This window comes from Bradyrhizobium sp. WBAH42 (assembly GCF_024585265.1).
GTDB lineage: Bacteria > Pseudomonadota > Alphaproteobacteria > Rhizobiales > Xanthobacteraceae > Bradyrhizobium.
The window spans coordinates 2027203-2044488 of record NZ_CP036533.1 but is presented as its reverse complement, the minus strand read 5'-3'; the positions used below and the strand labels follow the sequence as shown (position 1 = coordinate 2044488).

The following is a 17286-nucleotide window of genomic DNA, read 5'->3' as shown; positions in this document are numbered from 1 at the left end:
TCCTGCTCATTTTACGAAACCGTTGCACCGTCGGGCAGAACAGGGGCAAGATGGCAGCATTGGAAGTAGCAGGATGGACGAGCCCCTTCCGCTGCTTCCGGTGCCAGCATCCCTGGGCTTCACACCTTGCGGAACCAAGCGACGTGCTCCGCGTTGCTGCGCTGCTCTTGAAGGTGACGCCGCCAAGACCCGGTCGCCTTGCTGAGCCAATCAAGGCGGGAAGCCAGGCGAGCTAGACAAGATGCGTCGTATCCGACTCGTGATCGCAGATCGCCGTCCGATCGTCTTGCAGGGTTTTGAGTCGCTATTTGCGACGGAGCGTGACTTCGAGATCGTTGCATCCTGCACCAATGGAGCCGATTGCCTCGAAGCCGTCCGGACGTTGACGCCGGATGTCGCGCTCGTCGAGGACGGATTTTCCGACGTGACGGCGTCTGGAATGCTCGCCGCCGTCAATGCCGAAAGCCTTGCCACACGGCTGGTCTTCTACACCGCATCGATCGCCCGTGGCGATCTCGCGGCGGCCATCGCTGCCGGTGCCTGCGCTGCTATACCGATGCGCGAAGAGCCGGAGAACCTGTTGCAGTCGTTGAGGCTGGTGGCGCCGGCCGCAGCCCGCAGAACCGGTCATGGCGCCTTGGGCGAAGCACTGACGGACCAGGAGCACAAGATCATCCGCCTGGCCGCCAGCGGCATGTCGAACAAGCAGATTGCGCGCCAGATCAAGGTCGCTCCAGCCAGAGTTGAGGCGCGTATCGAAGAGATATCTGCGCAGCTTGGCATAAAGAACCGGACGGAACTCGCAAGGTTCGCCCTGTCGCGCCTTTACGGCGGCGTCGGCGTGCTTGCAGCTCTGATTTGGGCCGTGCTCGACGACATTCAATCCGCAAACGCGACCGCAGTCGACCATGCGGATGCCGATAACGTCACGATCATGACCGCCGACGGCACCGGCGCGGTCGTGACCATCAAGATCAGCCCCCAAAAAACGCCTGCTGCTTCGGAGAAAACGGCCAAAGCCGTCGGCAAAGTCCTCCGGTTGGAGCATTCGTCGGCTGACATGCCGATGCGGGCGAGCAAGCTCATCGAATCCCGAGCCGATATTGCTGGCAGCACGATCACAGTGCCGACACTCAACCCTTCAAGGCCGGGCTTGAGCAGCGCCGGCGCGTTCATGATGACGGCGGTCGGCCTCTCGATCTACGAGCTCCTCAGCCGTCACGCCCAGGCGTCCACCGTTTGGGACAGCCCGAGCGATGTCTTTGCGTGGGCTGACGCAAACGCCCGCAGCGAGTTGGTCGCCCTCAATGATCGCGGCAGTCCAGAGCTCAACGGCTTCGACAACCTGCCCTGGTTCGATCCCGACCTACACCATGGATCATTCGCCTTCGAGGCCGCGCGCGGCGATGTCATGGCCAGAGGCGACGAGGCCCAGACCATCGATGCGGCCGCTCGCGAGGACAGCTTCCGCGGCAGCGATAACCCTCACATCGGATCCGGTGCCGTCGACGCACTGAGTGATCATGGCGGCGTCGAGCAGGCGGCCGCAGCAGACTCACGCGATCATGAACAATCGCAACGCGAGCTGCACGTTTCGGAAGACGGCGCAGCAGCAGGCAAGCCGCATGCCGAGCACGAGCCACCGGGTCACGATCCAAGTCACAGGCAATCGCAGAGTGACCTGCACGCTTCAGAGAACGGCGCAGCAGCCGACAAGCAGGATCCAACCGGACACGACTCCAATCCTGGGCAACTGCGTCACGCTTCGAAGGACGGTTCCGCAGCTGCCGAGCAGCATGTCAAGAATGATGGACCGGGAAGCCACGCCAATCCCGGCCAGTCGCAACGTGACTCGCAACAGACCCATTCAGACGCTTCCACGAAGCTGCATGCCGAGCCGAGCCAAAAGGCTCGCGGCAACGATCAAGCGGAGCATGACGCCGGTCCGGCACAAGCGGCTGCATCGCCCAGGGCCGGAGATTCCTTCCATTTCAAGAACGATATGCCATGGGCCAAGGATTCGGATCATCGTGCGAATGGCTACGGCGCCGACACGGCCGAACATGGTCCGCACCGAGGCGGATATGCTGATCTGGCGCTGATCCCGGATGCAGACCTGATTGGCCCGTCGCGCGCGGAGCAAAGCGCAGTCGATCACACACCAGGCGTCGAGCACCATCCGACGCATGATTTCTTTGTGTAGCTGGTTCGACGCCTCGCGCACCGGCATCGGTGCGGACATTCAACAGAAGCCTCGAAGTTCCATTCACGAAATTCCGGCCCCGCGCGCGGAGCGCGAGCCCGGAGGATGGGTAGAGCGCCAGCGAAACCTGTCAATTCCTCCGCCTGTCGCGAGGCTTGATGGGTTTCGTAAGGGCTCAACCCACCCGACGTGCGTACTGTGCCTCGCCGAGGGACGGCGCTTGACCCGGACCTCGGCTGCATTTCCGTGCACGCGCCTGATGCAATCCGAAGCAAACTTTGGGCTAAAACAACATACGATTCACATATGTTGATGCTGGAACAACGTCGGCGGATTTCAGTCGCGATTGCATCATTTTCCCGATTGGTCCACCGCCGGGCCATGATCCAAGCCCGTTCGAAAGCTTGGTTTGGGGGTTACACGACATGCATGAAGATCGTGACCTAGCGGCTGACGCCGCTGTGCTGCTGCATGAGCGTGTGGAACAGCTCACGTCTCTGTTGTCCGAATTGGAAAGTCTTCGCGCCCGCGTGCTTGCGGCGGAGCGTACCACCACGACCGAAATCGCTCCGGTCCGAGCGCGGGCGCCATCGCGGCACGCGCCTTCTTCAACTTCTCCGGCCGCTACATCGGCTTGGAGTTGTGCTAATTCCCGATGATGGCGTTAACCATCGTCAACGGGTGCTTCGAAGTTTCTTAAATCTTGCCGGGTACCTCTCCTGGGGCATGGTGACCTGGGAAGAGACATGAGCAAGCGGGCCAAACGCCGGAAGGTCGAGACGATCGCACTGCCGATGGCCGCGCGCGTTGGAATTGGCGCCGTGGCCGTCGCCGCGTTGGGGTACGGCCTGCTGGCTCCCCCGGCGAGCGTGCAACCGGTGCGGAAGCCGTCGGCGCCGCAGGCGATGGCATCGTCAAGTCCGGTCTACGTGGCACCTCCGGCTCCTGCAGCAGCGCCCGCGCCGGCTGCGATTCCGGCTCCGGCGCCGCTGGTCGAGCCGCCCAAGGCCGACGCCGACGTTCCCGGCGCCTTGGTCCGGCAGGTGGTCGACTATTCCAGCCACCAGATGCCGGGCACGGTGATCATCGATACCAAGAACACGTTCCTTTATCTCGTCCTGAACGACACGCAGGCGATGCGCTATGGCATCGGTGTGGGCCGCGAAGGTTTCGCGTGGTCCGGCGAGCAGACCGTGGCGCGCAAGGCAGAATGGCCGGATTGGCGCCCGCCTGCGGAGATGGTCTCGCGTCAGCCTTATCTGCCGCGGTTCATGGCGGGCGGGCCCGGCAATCCGCTCGGTGCCCGGGCGATGTATCTCGGCGAGACCGAATATCGAATTCACGGCACCAACAAGCCCGATACGATCGGCAAGCGGGTGTCGTCCGGCTGTATCCGGCTGACCAACGAGGACGTCGTCGACCTCTACGAGCGGGTGAAAGTCGGCGCGAAGGTGATCGTGCTTCCGACGAATGCGGCCCGTCGACCATCGCAAGGAGCGCCGCCCGACGCCGCGTCCCGATCGCCGGACCCGGCCTCGCCGTCGAACCGGCCGTCGGCAACCAACGCGCAGATGCCGTCACCTGGACCGAAGATCGCCGAGGTGCAGTAGTTCGCGATCGCCGCGCTCTTGACCGGAGCTGGGTGGCCTGCGCTTGAGGAGTCACGGCTTCGTCAACACGCAGGGCACCAGTCCGGCGCTACATGCGCTAGGGTGAAGCCATGAAAAAAATCGGATTCCTCTCCTTCGGGCACTGGACGCCCTCGCCGCAATCCCGGACGCGCTCGGCGGCGGATACGCTGCTGCAATCGATCGAGCTGGCGGTCGCGGCCGAACAGCTCGGGGCCGACGGCGCCTATTTCCGCGTCCACCATTTCGCGCGGCAGCTGGCCTCGCCGTTTCCGCTGCTTGCGGCGGTCGGCGCCCGGACGAGCCAAATCGAGATCGGCACGGCCGTGATCGACATGCGCTACGAGAACCCGCTCTACATGGTGGAGGACGCCGGCAGCGCCGATCTCATCGCCGGCGGGCGGCTGCAGCTCGGCATCAGCCGCGGCTCGCCCGAGCAGGTGATCGACGGCTGGCGCTATTTCGGCTATCGGCCGGCCGAGGGCCAGAGCGATGCCGACATGGGGCGGCGCCATGCCGAGGTCTTCCTCGACCTCCTGCGCGGCGAAGGTTTTGCCGAGCCCAACCCGCAGCCGATGTTTCCCAATCCGCCGGGGCTGCTGCGCCTGGAGCCGCATGCGCAGGGCTTGCGCGAGCGGATCTGGTGGGGCGCCGGCTCGAACGCGACCGCAATGTGGGCGGCGAAGCTCGGCATGAACCTGCAGAGCTCGACGCTGAAGAACGACGAGACCGGCGAGGCCTTTCACGTGCAGCAGGCGGCGCAGATCCGAGCCTACCGCGCGGCGTGGAAGGAAGCCGGCCACAACCGCGAGCCCCGCGTCTCCGTCAGCCGCAGCATCTTCGCGCTGATCGACGATCGCGACCGCGCCTATTTCGGCGGCGAGCGCGGCAGCGAGGACCAGATCGGCTTCATCGACCCGCACACCCGCGCGATCTTCGGCCGCAGTTATGCGGCCGAGCCGGACATGCTGATCGAACAGCTGCGGCAGGACGAGGCGATCACCGAAGCCGATACGCTGCTGCTGACGATCCCGAACCAGCTCGGCGTGGACTATTGCGCGCATGCGATCGAGGCGATCCTGAAGCATGTCGCGCCGGCCCTGGGATGGCGGTGACTGCGGTCGGCGAGCCAGGCAGTCGCACATAACATCGTTGAGCGGCCTGAGCGCGCGCCTCGTCCTTCGAGACGACCGCTTTCAGCGGCCTCCTCAGGATGAGGCTAAGCAGCATCGGCGTCCATTGAAACTGTTGCCACGTACTCAGTCCTCATCCTGAGGAGCCCGCATCAGCGGGCGTCTCGAAGGATGGCCGAGAGAGATTGCCAATCGTCCGCCCGCCTTACCCCGTCTTCGTCCCCGTGATGACGGCCAGTGCCTCGACGAGGCGGTCGAGATCGGCCTCGTCGGTGAAGAGCGCCGGCGTCACACGGATGCACTGGCCTTTGGCGACGCCGGCGCGGCGCACCGTCATGATCTTGTAGCTGTCCCGAAGCTTCGCAACGATGGCCTCGTTGTCGGCCTTGCCGGTCTTGCCGGCGAGGCGGAAGGACGTGATCGCGCCATATGAGCCGGCTTCATCCGGCGTCAGGATCTCGATGTCCTTGAAGCCGCGGACGCGGCTCACCCAATAATCGCGCAAGTGGCGCAGGCGCGCCTGCTTGGCCGCCGGGCCGATCTCTTGATGCAGCGCCAGCGCCGTCGGCACGGTCAGCACCGTGGCGAAATTGACCGTGCCGGTATGCACCCGCGAGCGGATGTCGCTTTCCGGAAAATCCTCGTCACCCATGTCGCGATCGATGGCCGAAAGGCGGTCCTTCCTGATGTAGAGGAAGCCGACGCCGAGCGGCGCGCCGATCCATTTGTGCAGATTGAAGCCGACGAAATCGGTCTCGAGCTCGCTCACCCGGACATCGAGCTGCCCCCAGGAATGGGCGGCATCGACGATGGTGTCGATGCCCTTGGCCCTGGCCATGCGGGCGATCTCGGCGACCGGCATGACGAAGCCGGTACGATGGCTGACATGGGTCAGGAGCAGAAGCCGCGTCCTCGGGTTCGCCTCGATGGCGCGGGCATAGGCGTCGAGCACCGCCTGGCGGGTGGCGGGCTCCGGCACGTCGAACTTGACCACGTCGACGCCGCGGCGCGCCTTCAGCGCGTTCATCGCGTATTGCATCGAATCATAGTCGAGGTCGGCATAGAGCACGCCGTCGCCCGGCTTCAACCTGTTGTAGCCGCCGATGAGGAGCTGAAGCGCTTCGGTCGCGCCGCGTGTGAGCGCGATCTCCTCCGGGAGCGCGCCGACCGCCTCCGCCACCTTGGTGCGCACCGACTCGAAATCCGTGCCCGCACGCAGCCGCGCGTAATAGGTGTTCTGATAATTGACCATGTCGGACTGGCGGATGAACTCGCGCCTGACGGGCTCGGCCATGATGCCCCAATAGCCGTTCTCGAAATTGACAATTTCAGGCGTGACGGCATAGAGCCCCTTCACGGCCGCCCAATAGGACTTGTCGGTGGCGATCGCGGCCGCCGAGCCGGTCGGCTGCGGCGGAAGGCTCGCGGCGGCAAAGGCCGGCGCCGCAAGCGGCGCCATTGCCGCGGCCGCAAGGCCCTTGAGCATCGCGCGGCGGTCCGCCGAAATCGTCTTGATCAGTTGCATGTCAGCTCTCCCCAGAGCGTCTTCGGGCGAAGCGGCGTCGGGCTCGCGTCAAGAAAACGCATCAACAACAATCCGGAGCTCGGTCCCGATGTCATCGGAACGGAGCCCTGGCGCGCCGGGAAAAGAGCAACGGACGATGCAGCTAAGATGACCGGAGCATGACAATGCGATGATCGCGCAAAGGAGATTGCAGGATCAGGCTGCCGTCCGCTTTGTTGCCGCTCGCGCATGCTCCGTGGACCGGATCAGACGGTCTGCAGAAACGACGGGCACGAGCGGAACGAGCTCGTCCACCGCGCTCTCGACCCGATTGCGGCCGAGCGACTTCGCCGTGTAGAGCGCCTTGTCGGCGCGCTCGCACAGCGCCTCGATGCCGCCGGGCGCGCTGTCCGCATGTGCGAGGCCGACGCTGACCGTGGCTGCGATCACGACATCGTCCACGACGCGCGCGATCGCCGCGAAGCTCTCGCGGACGCGCTCGGCGACCGCGATCGCCGCCTGCCGGTCGGGTCCGCTGACGATCGCGGCGAACTCCTCGCCGCCGAGCCGGCCCGCAACGCCGCCTCGCGGCAGATTGGCGGACAGCGTCTGTGCGAACAAGCGCAGCACCCGGTCGCCCGTCGCATGCCCATGGGTGTCGTTGATCGCTTTGAACAGGTCGAGATCGAACAGCAGGAACGCGATCGTCCCGTTTGCAGGTGACTTCAGGCTCTGCTCGCCGGATTCCAGGAAGGCGCGGCGGTTGGCGAGACCGGTCAGCGCGTCCGTCATCGAGGCGCGCTTGTGCGCGAGCTCGCTCCGCTCCTTGGTGAGCGCAAGAAACAGATAGTTGATGGCGATGAAGAAGAGCACGGTGAACGTGCTCACGATCGCGAACCAGAACGATTGCAGCGCCTCGAAGCGCGTGACCGGCACCGCGGCGAGCGGATGCGCCACGTGGAGCGGAATACGCACGAGAAACAGGCCGCCGCCGAGCGCGGTCAGCACGATCAGCGGCCAGCGCGACAGCAGCGGCTCGGCGCGGCCGGTCCACAGCACGTAGGCGCAGCCGAGCGAATAAAAGCCGAGGGCGACCGAAACGATGATGACACGCGCCGTCGCGGACTCGTACATTGCCGGGATCTGACAGGTCACAATCCACATCGCCGCGCCCGCGAGCAGGAGAAGCGGGCTCGTCCGCCGCCCCTCGAAGCAGCGCGCCCCCTCCAGCATCAGAGCGCAGGCCGTGAACAGGACGGCGTAGGCGAGATCGAGCGAACAGACGTCCGGGATCACGCCGCGCAGGCAGAGCAGGCCGAGCGCGGCTGCCATGACCAGCACGGCGCCGCCCCACCAGGCAAGAGCGCGAACTGCGCGATTTTGCAGCCACGCGAAAAGCGTCAGCGCGCCGAGCAGCACCATGACTGCCAGCAGCAGCACGTAGATCGTGGGGACATGGAGCAGCGGCATGATTCTCACCTGTCACCGGTGGCTATACCAAGCCGCCGCTACGATTTGCTTGCGATGATTGGTAAACGTGGTCGTAACGGCCGAGGAAATCAGGTCTTCGCGCAGGCCAGGGAGGCGGACGCGCCGAGCATTCCGCAATCCATTGAGTCTGACGCTCGCGGCGAACAGACAGACGACGACGTCCTCTCCAGGCAGATGAACGGCGGATGAATGAACGCGATGGCTTTGCGCGTCGCGGAACTGACTCAAGGCCACACCAACACGTCAACGTGTCTGGCACAAGGAACGTTTGCGCGATTGCCAATTTATCCCGTGCCTGATTGGCGATTTGATTTTGGAAACCCTGGAGGAAAATGGACATGAGGATCCTGAAGCTCTCTGCGGCTGCGGCCGCGCTGCTGGCCGGCACGGCGCTCGCTGTTGCGCAATCGAGCTCGACGGTCGGCACCGGCGGCTCATCGGCCGGCGGCGGCACCAGCTCTTCGACGGTGGGCACCGGTGGCTCTTCGGCTGGCGGCAGCGGGTCGGGCTCTGCTTCGACGCTCGGCACCGGCGGCTCGTCCGCGGGCGGCGGCACCAGCTCTTCGACCGTTGGCACCGGTGGTTCGGCGGCCGGCAGTGGCTCGGGCAGCGGCTCGGCCTCGACGCTCGGCACCGGTGGCTCATCGGCCGGCGGCGGCAAGAGCTCGTCCAGCGTCGGCACCGGCGGTTCTGCGGCGGGCAGCGGCTCCACCGTTGGCCAGTCCGGCGCATCGAAATCGCCCGGCATGAGCGACGGCAAGTCCGGCAGCCACGCCAGCGACACGGGCCTCGAGAAGGGCAAGGGCCACAACAAGGACGAATGGAAGAAGGACAAGAACTAGTCCGACCCGGGGAGCGGCACGCGCCGCTCCCTTTCGTCTATGGAGGAGGAGCCGCAATGAACAAGGCAATCGTTGCGATCACGGTGCTCGCCCTGACGGCGAGCGCTGCATCGGCAGAGACCATGGAAAAGACCGGAAAGACGAGCTCTGGCGAGACCTGCAAGGTCAAAGTGGAGAAGCACGCAGACGGCAGCATCACCGCCGCCGGCGCATCGAGCTCGGGCACGACGGGCTCGACCGCATCGAGCGGTTCACTGTCGAGCTCGAGCTCGGCCGGCGGATCGTCGGTCCACGTGCAAGCGGGCGGCGGCCACGTCTCGAGCTCCTCGTCGACGGCGGGAGGACCTGGCTCCACCAGCGCCAGCACCATCACCGTCAACGGCTGCACGATCTCGACCTCGTCGCCTTGAGACAAGTTGCCATCGAACAGAGGATTGAAACATGAGAACACTCGTTACGACCTCGGCGGTCGCGCTTCTGCTTGCCGCCACTTCACCAGTGCTGGCGCAGACCAGCATCACCGGCGGCAGCGGCGGCTCGGCCGCAGCGGGCGGCACCTCCGCCTCCACCGTCGGCACCGGCGGCACGTCCACCTCGGCGACGGGCCGCACCGGCTCCTCGATCGCCGCCGGCGGAAGCGCGGCTGCCGCCAGCGGCAAGACGCAGACCGGCGTCAGCATGAACAAGGGCAACGGCCCGGTGCTCAACTCCAACGCCCGCGCCCAGGCTCATGAAGGCGGCACGTTCAGCCGCTCGCACACCCGCACCAAGGTCAAGGCCGGCGAGCAAGTCGGCTCGACCACCAAGACGATGTCGCATACGCCGGGTTCGAAGCCGACCATGTCGACCACATCGACGACCGCGCGCTAGACGCAAATACGCGCGGCTCTATTCCTCACGACCTGCTGCCCGGCGTGCCCGGGCAGCTCTTTTTCGTCTTGTGACTTTTCCGTCTTGTGAGCCGGCTCAACCAGCACGCAGGCTGCGGCTGATGCGGGTCACGACGGCATCCCATCGCTGCTTCTGGGCGGCTGGATAATTGATCAGCACGCAGTGCACATAGCCCCGCGAGAAATTGCACCGGTCGTACCAAATCTTGTCGCGCTTGATGCTCGAGACCACGAAGAAGTTCGACGTGATCCGCTTGTAAATGATCCCTGTCGGCGGATTCTTCCGCGCCAGGAATTCGGCCGGCGACAGGCCTTGCTGGTTCTCGACGGCCTGAACGGTGAGGTCCGCACTGCCGTCGTGGCTGCGAAACTGCTGCCCATATCCGTCGGGCTTCCCGGCCGGCTCGGTAAAGATCGAGGTGGGAATGTCGACCGAGGTTGCGGATTCCGGGATGCGGTACGCCCTCCAGCCGTTTGCCGAGGCAAATGATGATGTCGCACAAAGCGCGATGATTGCGGCAATCAGTGTCTTCATGTTCGCCTCGTCACATGCGCGGCGCCAGCTGCAGCTCCATCAGGGCGATCCTTTGCAGGTCGGCAACGTTCCGCTCGCCTGCGCTGGCGGTGCGCAGGATGGATTCGGCGAGCGCGTTGACGTGCGAGGAATGCACGGGGTCCGGCAGGGTCGCAACGGCAGCTTCCAGCGCGGTCGTCATGATCTCGATCACCTCGGGAGAAAATTCGGCGTTGGAAAAATTCTTCATCGCGTGCTTCGGCCGCTTGTGCGGGTCCTGTTCAACGCCGGGAAAAAATGGAAGTTCCTGGATAACGCGCGGTCCCAGCACGGGGCGAGCAGAACCGTTGGCGCGCCGGCGGCCTACGTGACGGGCTGGTAGCCGGTGAGCCGAGCGGGCTCGGCATCCTCGTTTGCAACTGTCTGCACCCTCACATGGCTGCCGATGACGAGGCCGACGAGCGAGAGCATCAGGCCCAGCGCGAGCGGCGCGAACAGGGCCTCTTCCTGAAACAATCCGTTGAGTACAACGACCAGGACGCCGAAACCGGCAAGGCCCTGCGTCAGATATCCGGACGAGGCGTACAGGCGCCAGGCCTTGAGGGCCATCGCGAAATAGAAGGCCAGCGGCACGAAAGCCGCGATTCCCATCTGGTACAAGAGAACGCCGATCGCGCTTTCGACCGCGCCGTCGATCGTGCCGGCGGCCTGCGCAGCGCTCCAGTCGATGGAAAAATAGCTCTCCGACAGATTGCCGCCGATGCCGAGGCCACGGCCGTAAGGTCTCTGCACGAATCCGTCGAGACCGCCCATCAAGCCGATGACGTGATAGTCGCCGATCTGCAGCCCGAGGCGAATCGCCAGGATCGCAAAGGCGATCATGCCGGCGAACCCCAGCAACAACGTCGCCACGGCACCGATGAGGCGAGTCCCGATCCAGCCCGCAGCCACGAAGACGACGGTGATGAGCGCTCCCTTCACGCTGCAAAAGACCAGCAGCGGCAGGGCTGCCAGGGCGAGCAGCGGGCGTCCGACCGAGAACAGGAACAGGGCGAGAAAGCCGATCCCGTAGGCGAAGCTGATCGGGTGCATGTTCGGACCGTTGATGCGCAGCATCTTCGACAGGCCGAAGCCTTCGAGCAAAGGCGTGTTCAGGAAGTCGAAGCTGAAACGATCCTTGAGCGTGACCGGCACGTTGCCGGTCTGCCGCATCTGGGCCTCCCAGACGCCGGAATGGGTCGCCTTGAGCTCGTCGAAGCCCCAGAACGTATGGCCGTTGGTGACGGCCAGCCAGACATCGCGCAAGACGAGCTCGACATAGCCGCACAGCATGAGGATGACCGCGAGCGCGACCAGGAACGGCGTGATGCGCACCTCAAAGGTTGCCGCGGTCAGGAGCGACAGCTGAAACAGAAACAGCGGCAGAACGATGTTGCGCAAATAGACCGCCGCCGGCTGTCCATCCTGGACGAACCCAATCGCGAAATAGAGCGAGACGACTGCGAGGGTGAAGACGCCCCAGCGCATGATCTGATTGATTTCCCTCGACTGACCCCTCCGGCCGAGCACGTAAAGCGCGAACGTCGCCAGCCACATCACGGAGCAGACCAGGAAATTGTAGCCCTTGATGAAATCGAGATCGGACGGCAGCGGGACCAGCGGCGACAGCACGGAGACGAACAGGTTCTGGAAGAACAGGACGAAGATCGCGACGGCCGGCGCGGAGGTCGGGACCGCAACGACGATGGCGATGCCGATCAGGACCTCGACGGCGATGGCCAGAGCCGGATTGGCGAGGTGCAGAACCGGCGCAGAGCCGATCGTCGCGATGGCGACGCAGAAGGTCACGGCCAGCTCGCGCCAGGCCGGAGGCGACGGCGCGGCCTGCACGCTGTGGCGTTGCGGTGAGTACCCGGCGCTCATCAATGGTCCTTTGGCATCGCGCCGGGACACGATAGCCGCGCGAGGGGTAAGGATCCGTTAACGATCACCGCGCGCGGCGGGAGACCTTTCAAGCCGGCCGGGCGCGCCGAGCAGCGCCCGCATCACGTCGGGATCGGGCTTGCCGGTTCTGGCATCGACGAGACCAAAGCCCTGCGCCAGTTCCCAATGCGCCCAGCCCCAGCAATGTGCGCGGGCATAGGCGGTGACCTCCGCCAGCCAGCGCAACCGGCTCTGCCTGGGGGCGCCGGCTTTCAACACGCCGAACTCGTTGACGATGATCGGCCGCGAAAATTGCTGCTGCCATGCGAGCGCGGGCGCGAGCCAGCGATCGGCCCCCGGCTTGTCCTTGGCGGCGGCAATCGCGGTATCGAGCATGGCGAGCGCCTTGACCGCGCCCCTCGCCTGCAAATCCTGCCGAAGCGCCTGAACCTTGGGATCGCCCGCATTGATCGGGTAAGGCAGATCCATGATGTCGTGCAGCGGATCGCGCGCGTCCCAGTGGCCCTGATGGCTGAACACCATCGGATCGTAGAAATGGATGGCGTAGACGACGTCAGGGTCCGCCAGCGGACGAAACCGCGGCAGCGAGTCCGCGCGCTGCCAGTTGACCGGACCGACGATGAGCGTGGTGGCAGGCAGCAACCCGCGAACGAAGGCGGCGAGCGCCTCGACCTCCTTCTGCCATCTGTCCGCTTCGATATCGGGCTCGTTGAGCAGCTCGGCGAAGATTCGATCGGCAGGATGGGATCGAATGACCTCTGCAAGCGCGCGCCAGGCCTCCTGCATCTCACCCATCGCCGCATCCGGATCATCCTTGTGCAGGCGATTGAAGCGCTCGCCCGGATGAAGATCGACAGAGCTGGCATAGCCGAGCGAGGTCAGCTGCTTCAACGCGCTGTCGAGCACGCGCAGGGTCTCCGCGCGCTCGTCCGTTGCGGCAAAGCGCGGCATCACGCGCTCCGCCGGCACCGGCAGGCGGACATGGCTCATGCCGGCCTTGCGCAGCTGCTGCAGCAGCGCGCGGCTCGGCGGCGCAGCGTTGATCCAGCCGTCGGCGTTGAAGCCGCGCGAGAGCGCGGCAAGCCGCTCGGGGGAAACCGTCGACGGCAGGGGCACGCAATCCTCGGCGAACACCGGCCGGCCGGCCGCGATCGACACCAGCATCGCCGCAGCCAGCAGACGGCGGCGCAAGGCTGTCATCGTCACACCGCAAGGCCCAGAGCGCCACCGTCGGGCTGAGGTGCCATTGAACCGGCGGGCACGTGATTGACGACGAGGCCGGTTGGCACGGCCGCGTATCTCGACAGCGCCGCGGTCACCCTGCGCATCGCGGACGAACCAAGCTCGCCGGCGCGCGCCACCAGGACGATCAGGTCGGCGTGGGCGGCCAGGGCAATGGCGTCGGGCTGCAAGGCGAGATTGCCGGCGTGGACGACGATCAGGTCGAACTCCGAGCGGATATCGTCCTCGGGCCGCGCATCGCCCTTCCGCCCGGCACTGAGCAGCTCGTCGATCGACTGAAGTCCCGCCGTGGTCGAGCCGTCCTGCCATTCGGTCACGGGCGGCTGGGCGCCTGCAAATTCCGCCTGGAGGCGGATCAGCACGCTCATCATGCCCAGGTTCACGGCGGCGCGATTGAGCGAGCGCGCCACGGTGTTGCCACCGGCGCTCTTGCCGACCGACAAGACCAGCGCGACCTTGCAGCCGCGCACCGGCAGACGGTCGATGCGTTCGAGCAGTGGCCGCAGATGAGGGCCGAGATCGAGCTCGGCCGACGCGCTGACCGGTCTCTGCCAGACCGTGTTGATTCCGGCGCCTGGCGCCAGCTCGGGGATGCGCGCCCAGACAGGAAGGCGGGGCATCGCCTCGGCTGGGCGCGCAGCGGCGGCCGAAGGGGAAACTTGCGGGCCGGGCGCCTCCTCCGCTTCACGTGAGGCAGAGGCCTGAACGGATTCGGGCTTGTCGGCGGACAGGCTCGTCGTCACCGCAACGGCGGCGGTCGAGGTCAGCAGCGAGCCGATCGCCAGCGCCGCAAGCAGCAAGGCGAGCGGCGGACGCGTCGAGCGCAACGGCGGAATCGCAACCGAGGCGATCTTGGTTTGCGAGGCCTGCAGCTGACGCTGCTCATTGGTGGTCTTGAACCGCGACAGGAACTGCTCGTAGATGTTGCGGTTGGCATCGGCGTCGCGCTGCAGCTCCTGCAGCTTCACCAGCGCCTGGCCGTCGACCAGCATCTTGGTCTCGACCGCCTTGAGTTGCTTTTCCAGCGCGTTCTGCTGCTCCAGCTGGGCCTCGTATTCGGACTTGGCCGTGTCGATGTTCTTCTTCCGCTCGATCTCGATCTGCCGGTTGATGTCCGCCAGCTGGCTGTAGGAGATCGCAAGGTCGGGATGGCGGTCGCCATAGACCGCCTTCTTCTGCGCGATCTGGTCGTTCAGGGCCGAGCGCTGCGCGCGCAGCATGCTGAGGAGATCCTGCTTCACCGGCCCTTCGACATTGGCCTTGACGTCGCGTTGCACCTGCTCGTAGCGCGCCTTGGCCTCCTCGGTGCGCGCGCGGGCGGCGGAGACCTGCTGGGTCAGGTCGGTCACCCGCAATTGCTGCGTGGTGGATTCCTTGCCGGCATTGACGATGTTGTGCTCGAGCCGGAAGGCGGCGACGGCGTCTTCCGAGGCGCGCAGGCGCTCGCTCAGCGTCTTCAGCCGGTCCTGGAGCCAGCCGGCCGCCTCGTCCGTCGCCTCGGTGCGGACGCGGCCCTGGCTGGCGACGAAGGCCTCGGCGATGGCATTGGCATAGTAAGCCGCGCGATCCGGCCGGTTCGAGGTGAAGGAAATCGCAATGACGTAGGTGAGCCCGCGCCGGGTGATCTCGAGGCGGTTGCGGAATTTCTCGAGCAGGCGCGTCATGTCGGTATAGCCGCCCGCGACGTCCTCGTCGTCCGCGATCTTGAGCTGCTCGATCAATGGACGGAGGAAGCCGTCGGACTTGGCGATCTCGATCTGGCTCTGCAGCGCCGCGGCATCCTGGCCGATGCCGGGCAGCACGTCCTGATCCGAGGTCACGCGCAGCTCGCGCGGATCGAGCACGACCAGCGCCGTCGCGGCATAGCGGACCGGAAGGATCATCAGAGCGACGACGCCGAGGGCGAACAGCGCCAGGGCCAGCGTCAGAATGCGCCGGCCATTCTCGCGCAGGAAGGACAGCGTGCCGGAGACGGTCAGCGATCCCTTGGTCAGGTCCGGCGCGGCGCCGTCAGGCTTCGCCTTCGCAGCCCGCGGCGCTTCCCACGAAGCCGCTTGCTCCGTCGGGGCGATGCTTCGCGGAGATGGCCGGCTACCGAACGCCATGGGTTGGACTCGAAATCAACTGACAGTCATAGCTCAGAGGCTTGCTACACCGTAAATATCCATGGTTAACCGGCGGTTACGGCTGGGCTGGCCTTGGGCGGTGAACGATTCGTTAACGAGACGCGGCCAGCCACGCGCTGTCTGCGCTCGCCGCGATGTGCGACCGCTCACAAGCCGATGACATACCCGTCCCGCCTCGGATCGGCGGCACCCGTCATCACGCCGGTCACCGGATCGAGCGCGACGGCCTGCATGCCTCCGCAGAGCATGGTCCATCCGGTGTCCAAAATCTCGATCTCGTGGCCGCGGCGCTTCAGTTCGGCGATGGTCTCCGGCGCGATGCGGTTCTCTGCCTGAATGAAGCGGCCGTCCCACAGCCGTGAACGCGGCGCCTCGATCGCTTGCTGCAGCGGAAGGCCGAACTCGATGTGCTGCACATAAGCCTGGGCCTGGGTTTGCGGGATGCCGTAGCTGCCGGGCGTCCCCAGCGCAAGCACCGGACGGCTGCCGCGCGTCGCAATCGACGGTGCCATCGTCACCGGCAACGCGTCGCCCGGCCTGGCGAGGTTCGGGCTTCCCGGCTGCACGTCGGCCCAATGCAGATGATTGTTGAGGCAAACGCCGGTCCCCGGCACCACGACGCCGCTGCCGAACGGGCTGCCGAGACTTTGCGTCATGCAGACCAGATTGCCTTCGGCGTCGGCGATCGAGAACGAGGTGGTGTGACCGGGATCGGCACGATCCTGCGGCATCCATTGCTCTGTCGGGCCCGTGATCGGCCGGCCGTCGCTCACACGCTGGCGAAGCCGCGCGATCGTCGCGTCGGACATTGCTCCAGCGGCTTGATCCGGTCCCAGATTGCCGTGGGCGATGCGCTCGCCGGCGGCGAGGCGGATCGCGCGATAGACCGTATCGAGATGATCGGCGCCGTCCTTCGGCAGACGCCCGAGGTCAAAGCCTTCAAGGATCTTGAGGGTCAGGGCGAACTGGAAGCCGCCGCATTGCTGCGCCGGGACGTGAAGCTCGAGCCCGCGATAGGACACGGTCAGGGGATCGAACCAATGCGGCTTGACGGCGATGACATCGTCCAGCGTCAGGCTGCCGCCGAGCGTGGCGAGATAGTCCACGATCCGCCGGCCGAGCTTGCCGCCATACAGATACTCGGGCCCCAATTCGGAGATCTCGGCAAGAGTCTGCGCGAGATCAGGCTGCGCGACGATGCTGCCAAGCTTCACCGGCATTCCATCCGGGAGATAGTTCCTGACCAGGGCGGCGTGCAGCTCCGGCCAGGGTTCGAGCAGCGGCACCTGCTCGTTGATCTCATCAACACCGAAGTCCGAGAGCGCAAAGCCGTCACGCGCCAGCGTGATCGCCGGCGCAAAGACGTCTGGAAGCGATTTGCGTCCATAGCGCGAGAGCAGCTCGCACCAGCCCGCGAGATTGCCGGGCGTCGAGGCCGCCTGCGGACCGCGCTCGAGCTCGAATCTGCTGGTGTATCTGCCGACCGGGAAGCTTGCGGGCACCGGCGGAGCGAAGTCGAGCACGCGAATGCGCTGCTCGATCGCCACCCAGATCGTGGCCAGTCCAAACCCGGCAAGCCCCGACATGAACGGCTCGACCACGTTGAGGGCGGCCGCCGTGGCGACGGCCGCATCGAACGCATTGCCGCCCTGCATCAGGATTCGTGCACCGGCCTGTGCCGCGAGCGGATGCGCGGCGGCGACCATGCCGTGCCGCGAGAACAGCGTCGGACGCCCATATGTCTTGGCGATCTGCATCCGGTCAGGCCT

At 65.6% G+C, this 17286-nt stretch carries 14 protein-coding genes; 5 read left to right on the top strand and 9 right to left on the bottom strand.

The features are described 5' to 3' along the window. The first annotated feature begins 241 nt into the window (after positions 1-241). The 3 genes from DCG74_RS09570 (at position 242) to DCG74_RS09560 (ending at position 4946) form a co-directional block, all read left to right on the top strand. Complete coding sequence (locus DCG74_RS09570; RefSeq protein WP_172786741.1) at positions 242-2203, top strand: LuxR C-terminal-related transcriptional regulator; 1962 nt, start codon at positions 242-244, stop codon at positions 2201-2203. A gap of 746 nt (positions 2204-2949) precedes the next feature. Next, entirely contained in the window at positions 2950-3813 is an 864-nt protein-coding gene (locus tag DCG74_RS09565; protein WP_172786740.1) for a L,D-transpeptidase, read from the top strand. 110 nt (positions 3814-3923) lie between these two features. After that, complete coding sequence (locus DCG74_RS09560) at positions 3924-4946, top strand: LLM class flavin-dependent oxidoreductase (protein WP_172786739.1); 1023 nt, start codon at positions 3924-3926, stop codon at positions 4944-4946. 223 nt (positions 4947-5169) lie between these two features. Here DCG74_RS09560 and DCG74_RS09555 read toward each other — a convergent pair whose 3' ends face one another. Together DCG74_RS09555 and DCG74_RS09550 are read right to left on the bottom strand one after the other, a co-directional pair. Further along, positions 5170-6489 (bottom strand): aminotransferase class V-fold PLP-dependent enzyme, encoded by a 1320-nt coding sequence (locus tag DCG74_RS09555; protein ID WP_172786738.1) that lies wholly within the window; start codon positions 6487-6489, stop codon positions 5170-5172. A 195-nt stretch (positions 6490-6684) separates the two neighbouring features. Continuing rightward, a complete protein-coding gene (locus DCG74_RS09550; RefSeq protein WP_172786737.1) occupies positions 6685-7938 on the bottom strand; it encodes a diguanylate cyclase in 1254 nt (417 codons plus the stop codon). Between the two features lie 359 nt (positions 7939-8297). On the opposite strand from DCG74_RS09550, the gene DCG74_RS09545 reads away from it, so the two are divergent. Then, the gene (locus DCG74_RS09545) at positions 8298-8801 is read left to right on the top strand and encodes a hypothetical protein (RefSeq protein WP_172786736.1); all 504 of its coding nucleotides are present in this window, start codon (positions 8298-8300) and stop codon (positions 8799-8801) included. Positions 8802-8838: 37 nt separating this feature from the next. Here the strand turns inward: DCG74_RS09545 and DCG74_RS09540 are convergent, their stop codons facing one another. Then, positions 8839-9216 carry a hypothetical protein gene (locus DCG74_RS09540; protein ID WP_172786735.1) on the bottom strand — a complete coding sequence of 126 codons (378 nt, stop codon included), beginning with the start codon at positions 9214-9216 and terminating at the stop codon, positions 8839-8841. A gap of 26 nt (positions 9217-9242) precedes the next feature. Between DCG74_RS09540 and DCG74_RS09535 the strand changes: the two genes are divergently transcribed. Next, positions 9243-9671: a hypothetical protein gene (locus DCG74_RS09535; RefSeq protein WP_172786734.1), complete on the top strand. Its 429-nt coding sequence runs from the start codon at positions 9243-9245 to the stop codon at positions 9669-9671. Positions 9672-9767: 96 nt separating this feature from the next. Here DCG74_RS09535 and DCG74_RS09530 read toward each other — a convergent pair whose 3' ends face one another. The 6 genes from DCG74_RS09530 to DCG74_RS09505 form a co-directional block, all read right to left on the bottom strand. Continuing rightward, positions 9768-10226, bottom strand: a complete 459-nt coding sequence (locus DCG74_RS09530) for a hypothetical protein (RefSeq protein ID WP_172786733.1) — start codon at positions 10224-10226, stop codon at positions 9768-9770. Positions 10227-10236: 10 nt separating this feature from the next. Then, on the bottom strand, positions 10237-10455 hold the full coding sequence (locus tag DCG74_RS09525) for a hypothetical protein (protein ID WP_172786732.1): 219 nt from the start codon (positions 10453-10455) through the stop codon (positions 10237-10239). A 113-nt stretch (positions 10456-10568) separates the two neighbouring features. After that, on the bottom strand, positions 10569-12128 hold the full coding sequence (locus DCG74_RS09520) for a hypothetical protein (protein ID WP_172786731.1): 1560 nt from the start codon (positions 12126-12128) through the stop codon (positions 10569-10571). 57 nt (positions 12129-12185) lie between these two features. Then, the gene (locus DCG74_RS09515) at positions 12186-13349 is read right to left on the bottom strand and encodes a glycoside hydrolase family 5 protein (RefSeq protein ID WP_172786730.1); all 1164 of its coding nucleotides are present in this window, start codon (positions 13347-13349) and stop codon (positions 12186-12188) included. A gap of 2 nt (positions 13350-13351) precedes the next feature. Next, on the bottom strand, positions 13352-15496 hold the full coding sequence (locus DCG74_RS09510; protein WP_172786729.1) for a GumC family protein: 2145 nt from the start codon (positions 15494-15496) through the stop codon (positions 13352-13354). 167 nt (positions 15497-15663) lie between these two features. Continuing rightward, positions 15664-17274, bottom strand: a complete 1611-nt coding sequence (locus tag DCG74_RS09505; protein WP_172786728.1) for a gamma-glutamyltransferase family protein — start codon at positions 17272-17274, stop codon at positions 15664-15666. Positions 17275-17286: the final 12 nt, after the last annotated feature.

Coding starts and splice junctions, on each gene's coding strand:
- DCG74_RS09570 (WP_172786741.1), top strand. CDS start 242: ATGCGTCGTATCCGACTCGTGATCGCAGATCGCCGTCCGATCGTCTTG.
- DCG74_RS09565 (WP_172786740.1), top strand. CDS start 2,950: ATGAGCAAGCGGGCCAAACGCCGGAAGGTCGAGACGATCGCACTGCCG.
- DCG74_RS09560 (WP_172786739.1), top strand. CDS start 3,924: ATGAAAAAAATCGGATTCCTCTCCTTCGGGCACTGGACGCCCTCGCCG.
- DCG74_RS09555 (WP_172786738.1), bottom strand. CDS start 6,489: ATGCAACTGATCAAGACGATTTCGGCGGACCGCCGCGCGATGCTCAAG.
- DCG74_RS09550 (WP_172786737.1), bottom strand. CDS start 7,938: ATGCCGCTGCTCCATGTCCCCACGATCTACGTGCTGCTGCTGGCAGTC.
- DCG74_RS09545 (WP_172786736.1), top strand. CDS start 8,298: ATGAGGATCCTGAAGCTCTCTGCGGCTGCGGCCGCGCTGCTGGCCGGC.
- DCG74_RS09535 (WP_172786734.1), top strand. CDS start 9,243: ATGAGAACACTCGTTACGACCTCGGCGGTCGCGCTTCTGCTTGCCGCC.
- DCG74_RS09530 (WP_172786733.1), bottom strand. CDS start 10,226: ATGAAGACACTGATTGCCGCAATCATCGCGCTTTGTGCGACATCATCA.
- DCG74_RS09525 (WP_172786732.1), bottom strand. CDS start 10,455: ATGAAGAATTTTTCCAACGCCGAATTTTCTCCCGAGGTGATCGAGATC.
- DCG74_RS09520 (WP_172786731.1), bottom strand. CDS start 12,128: ATGAGCGCCGGGTACTCACCGCAACGCCACAGCGTGCAGGCCGCGCCG.
- DCG74_RS09515 (WP_172786730.1), bottom strand. CDS start 13,349: ATGACAGCCTTGCGCCGCCGTCTGCTGGCTGCGGCGATGCTGGTGTCG.
- DCG74_RS09510 (WP_172786729.1), bottom strand. CDS start 15,496: ATGGCGTTCGGTAGCCGGCCATCTCCGCGAAGCATCGCCCCGACGGAG.
- DCG74_RS09505 (WP_172786728.1), bottom strand. CDS start 17,274: ATGCAGATCGCCAAGACATATGGGCGTCCGACGCTGTTCTCGCGGCAC.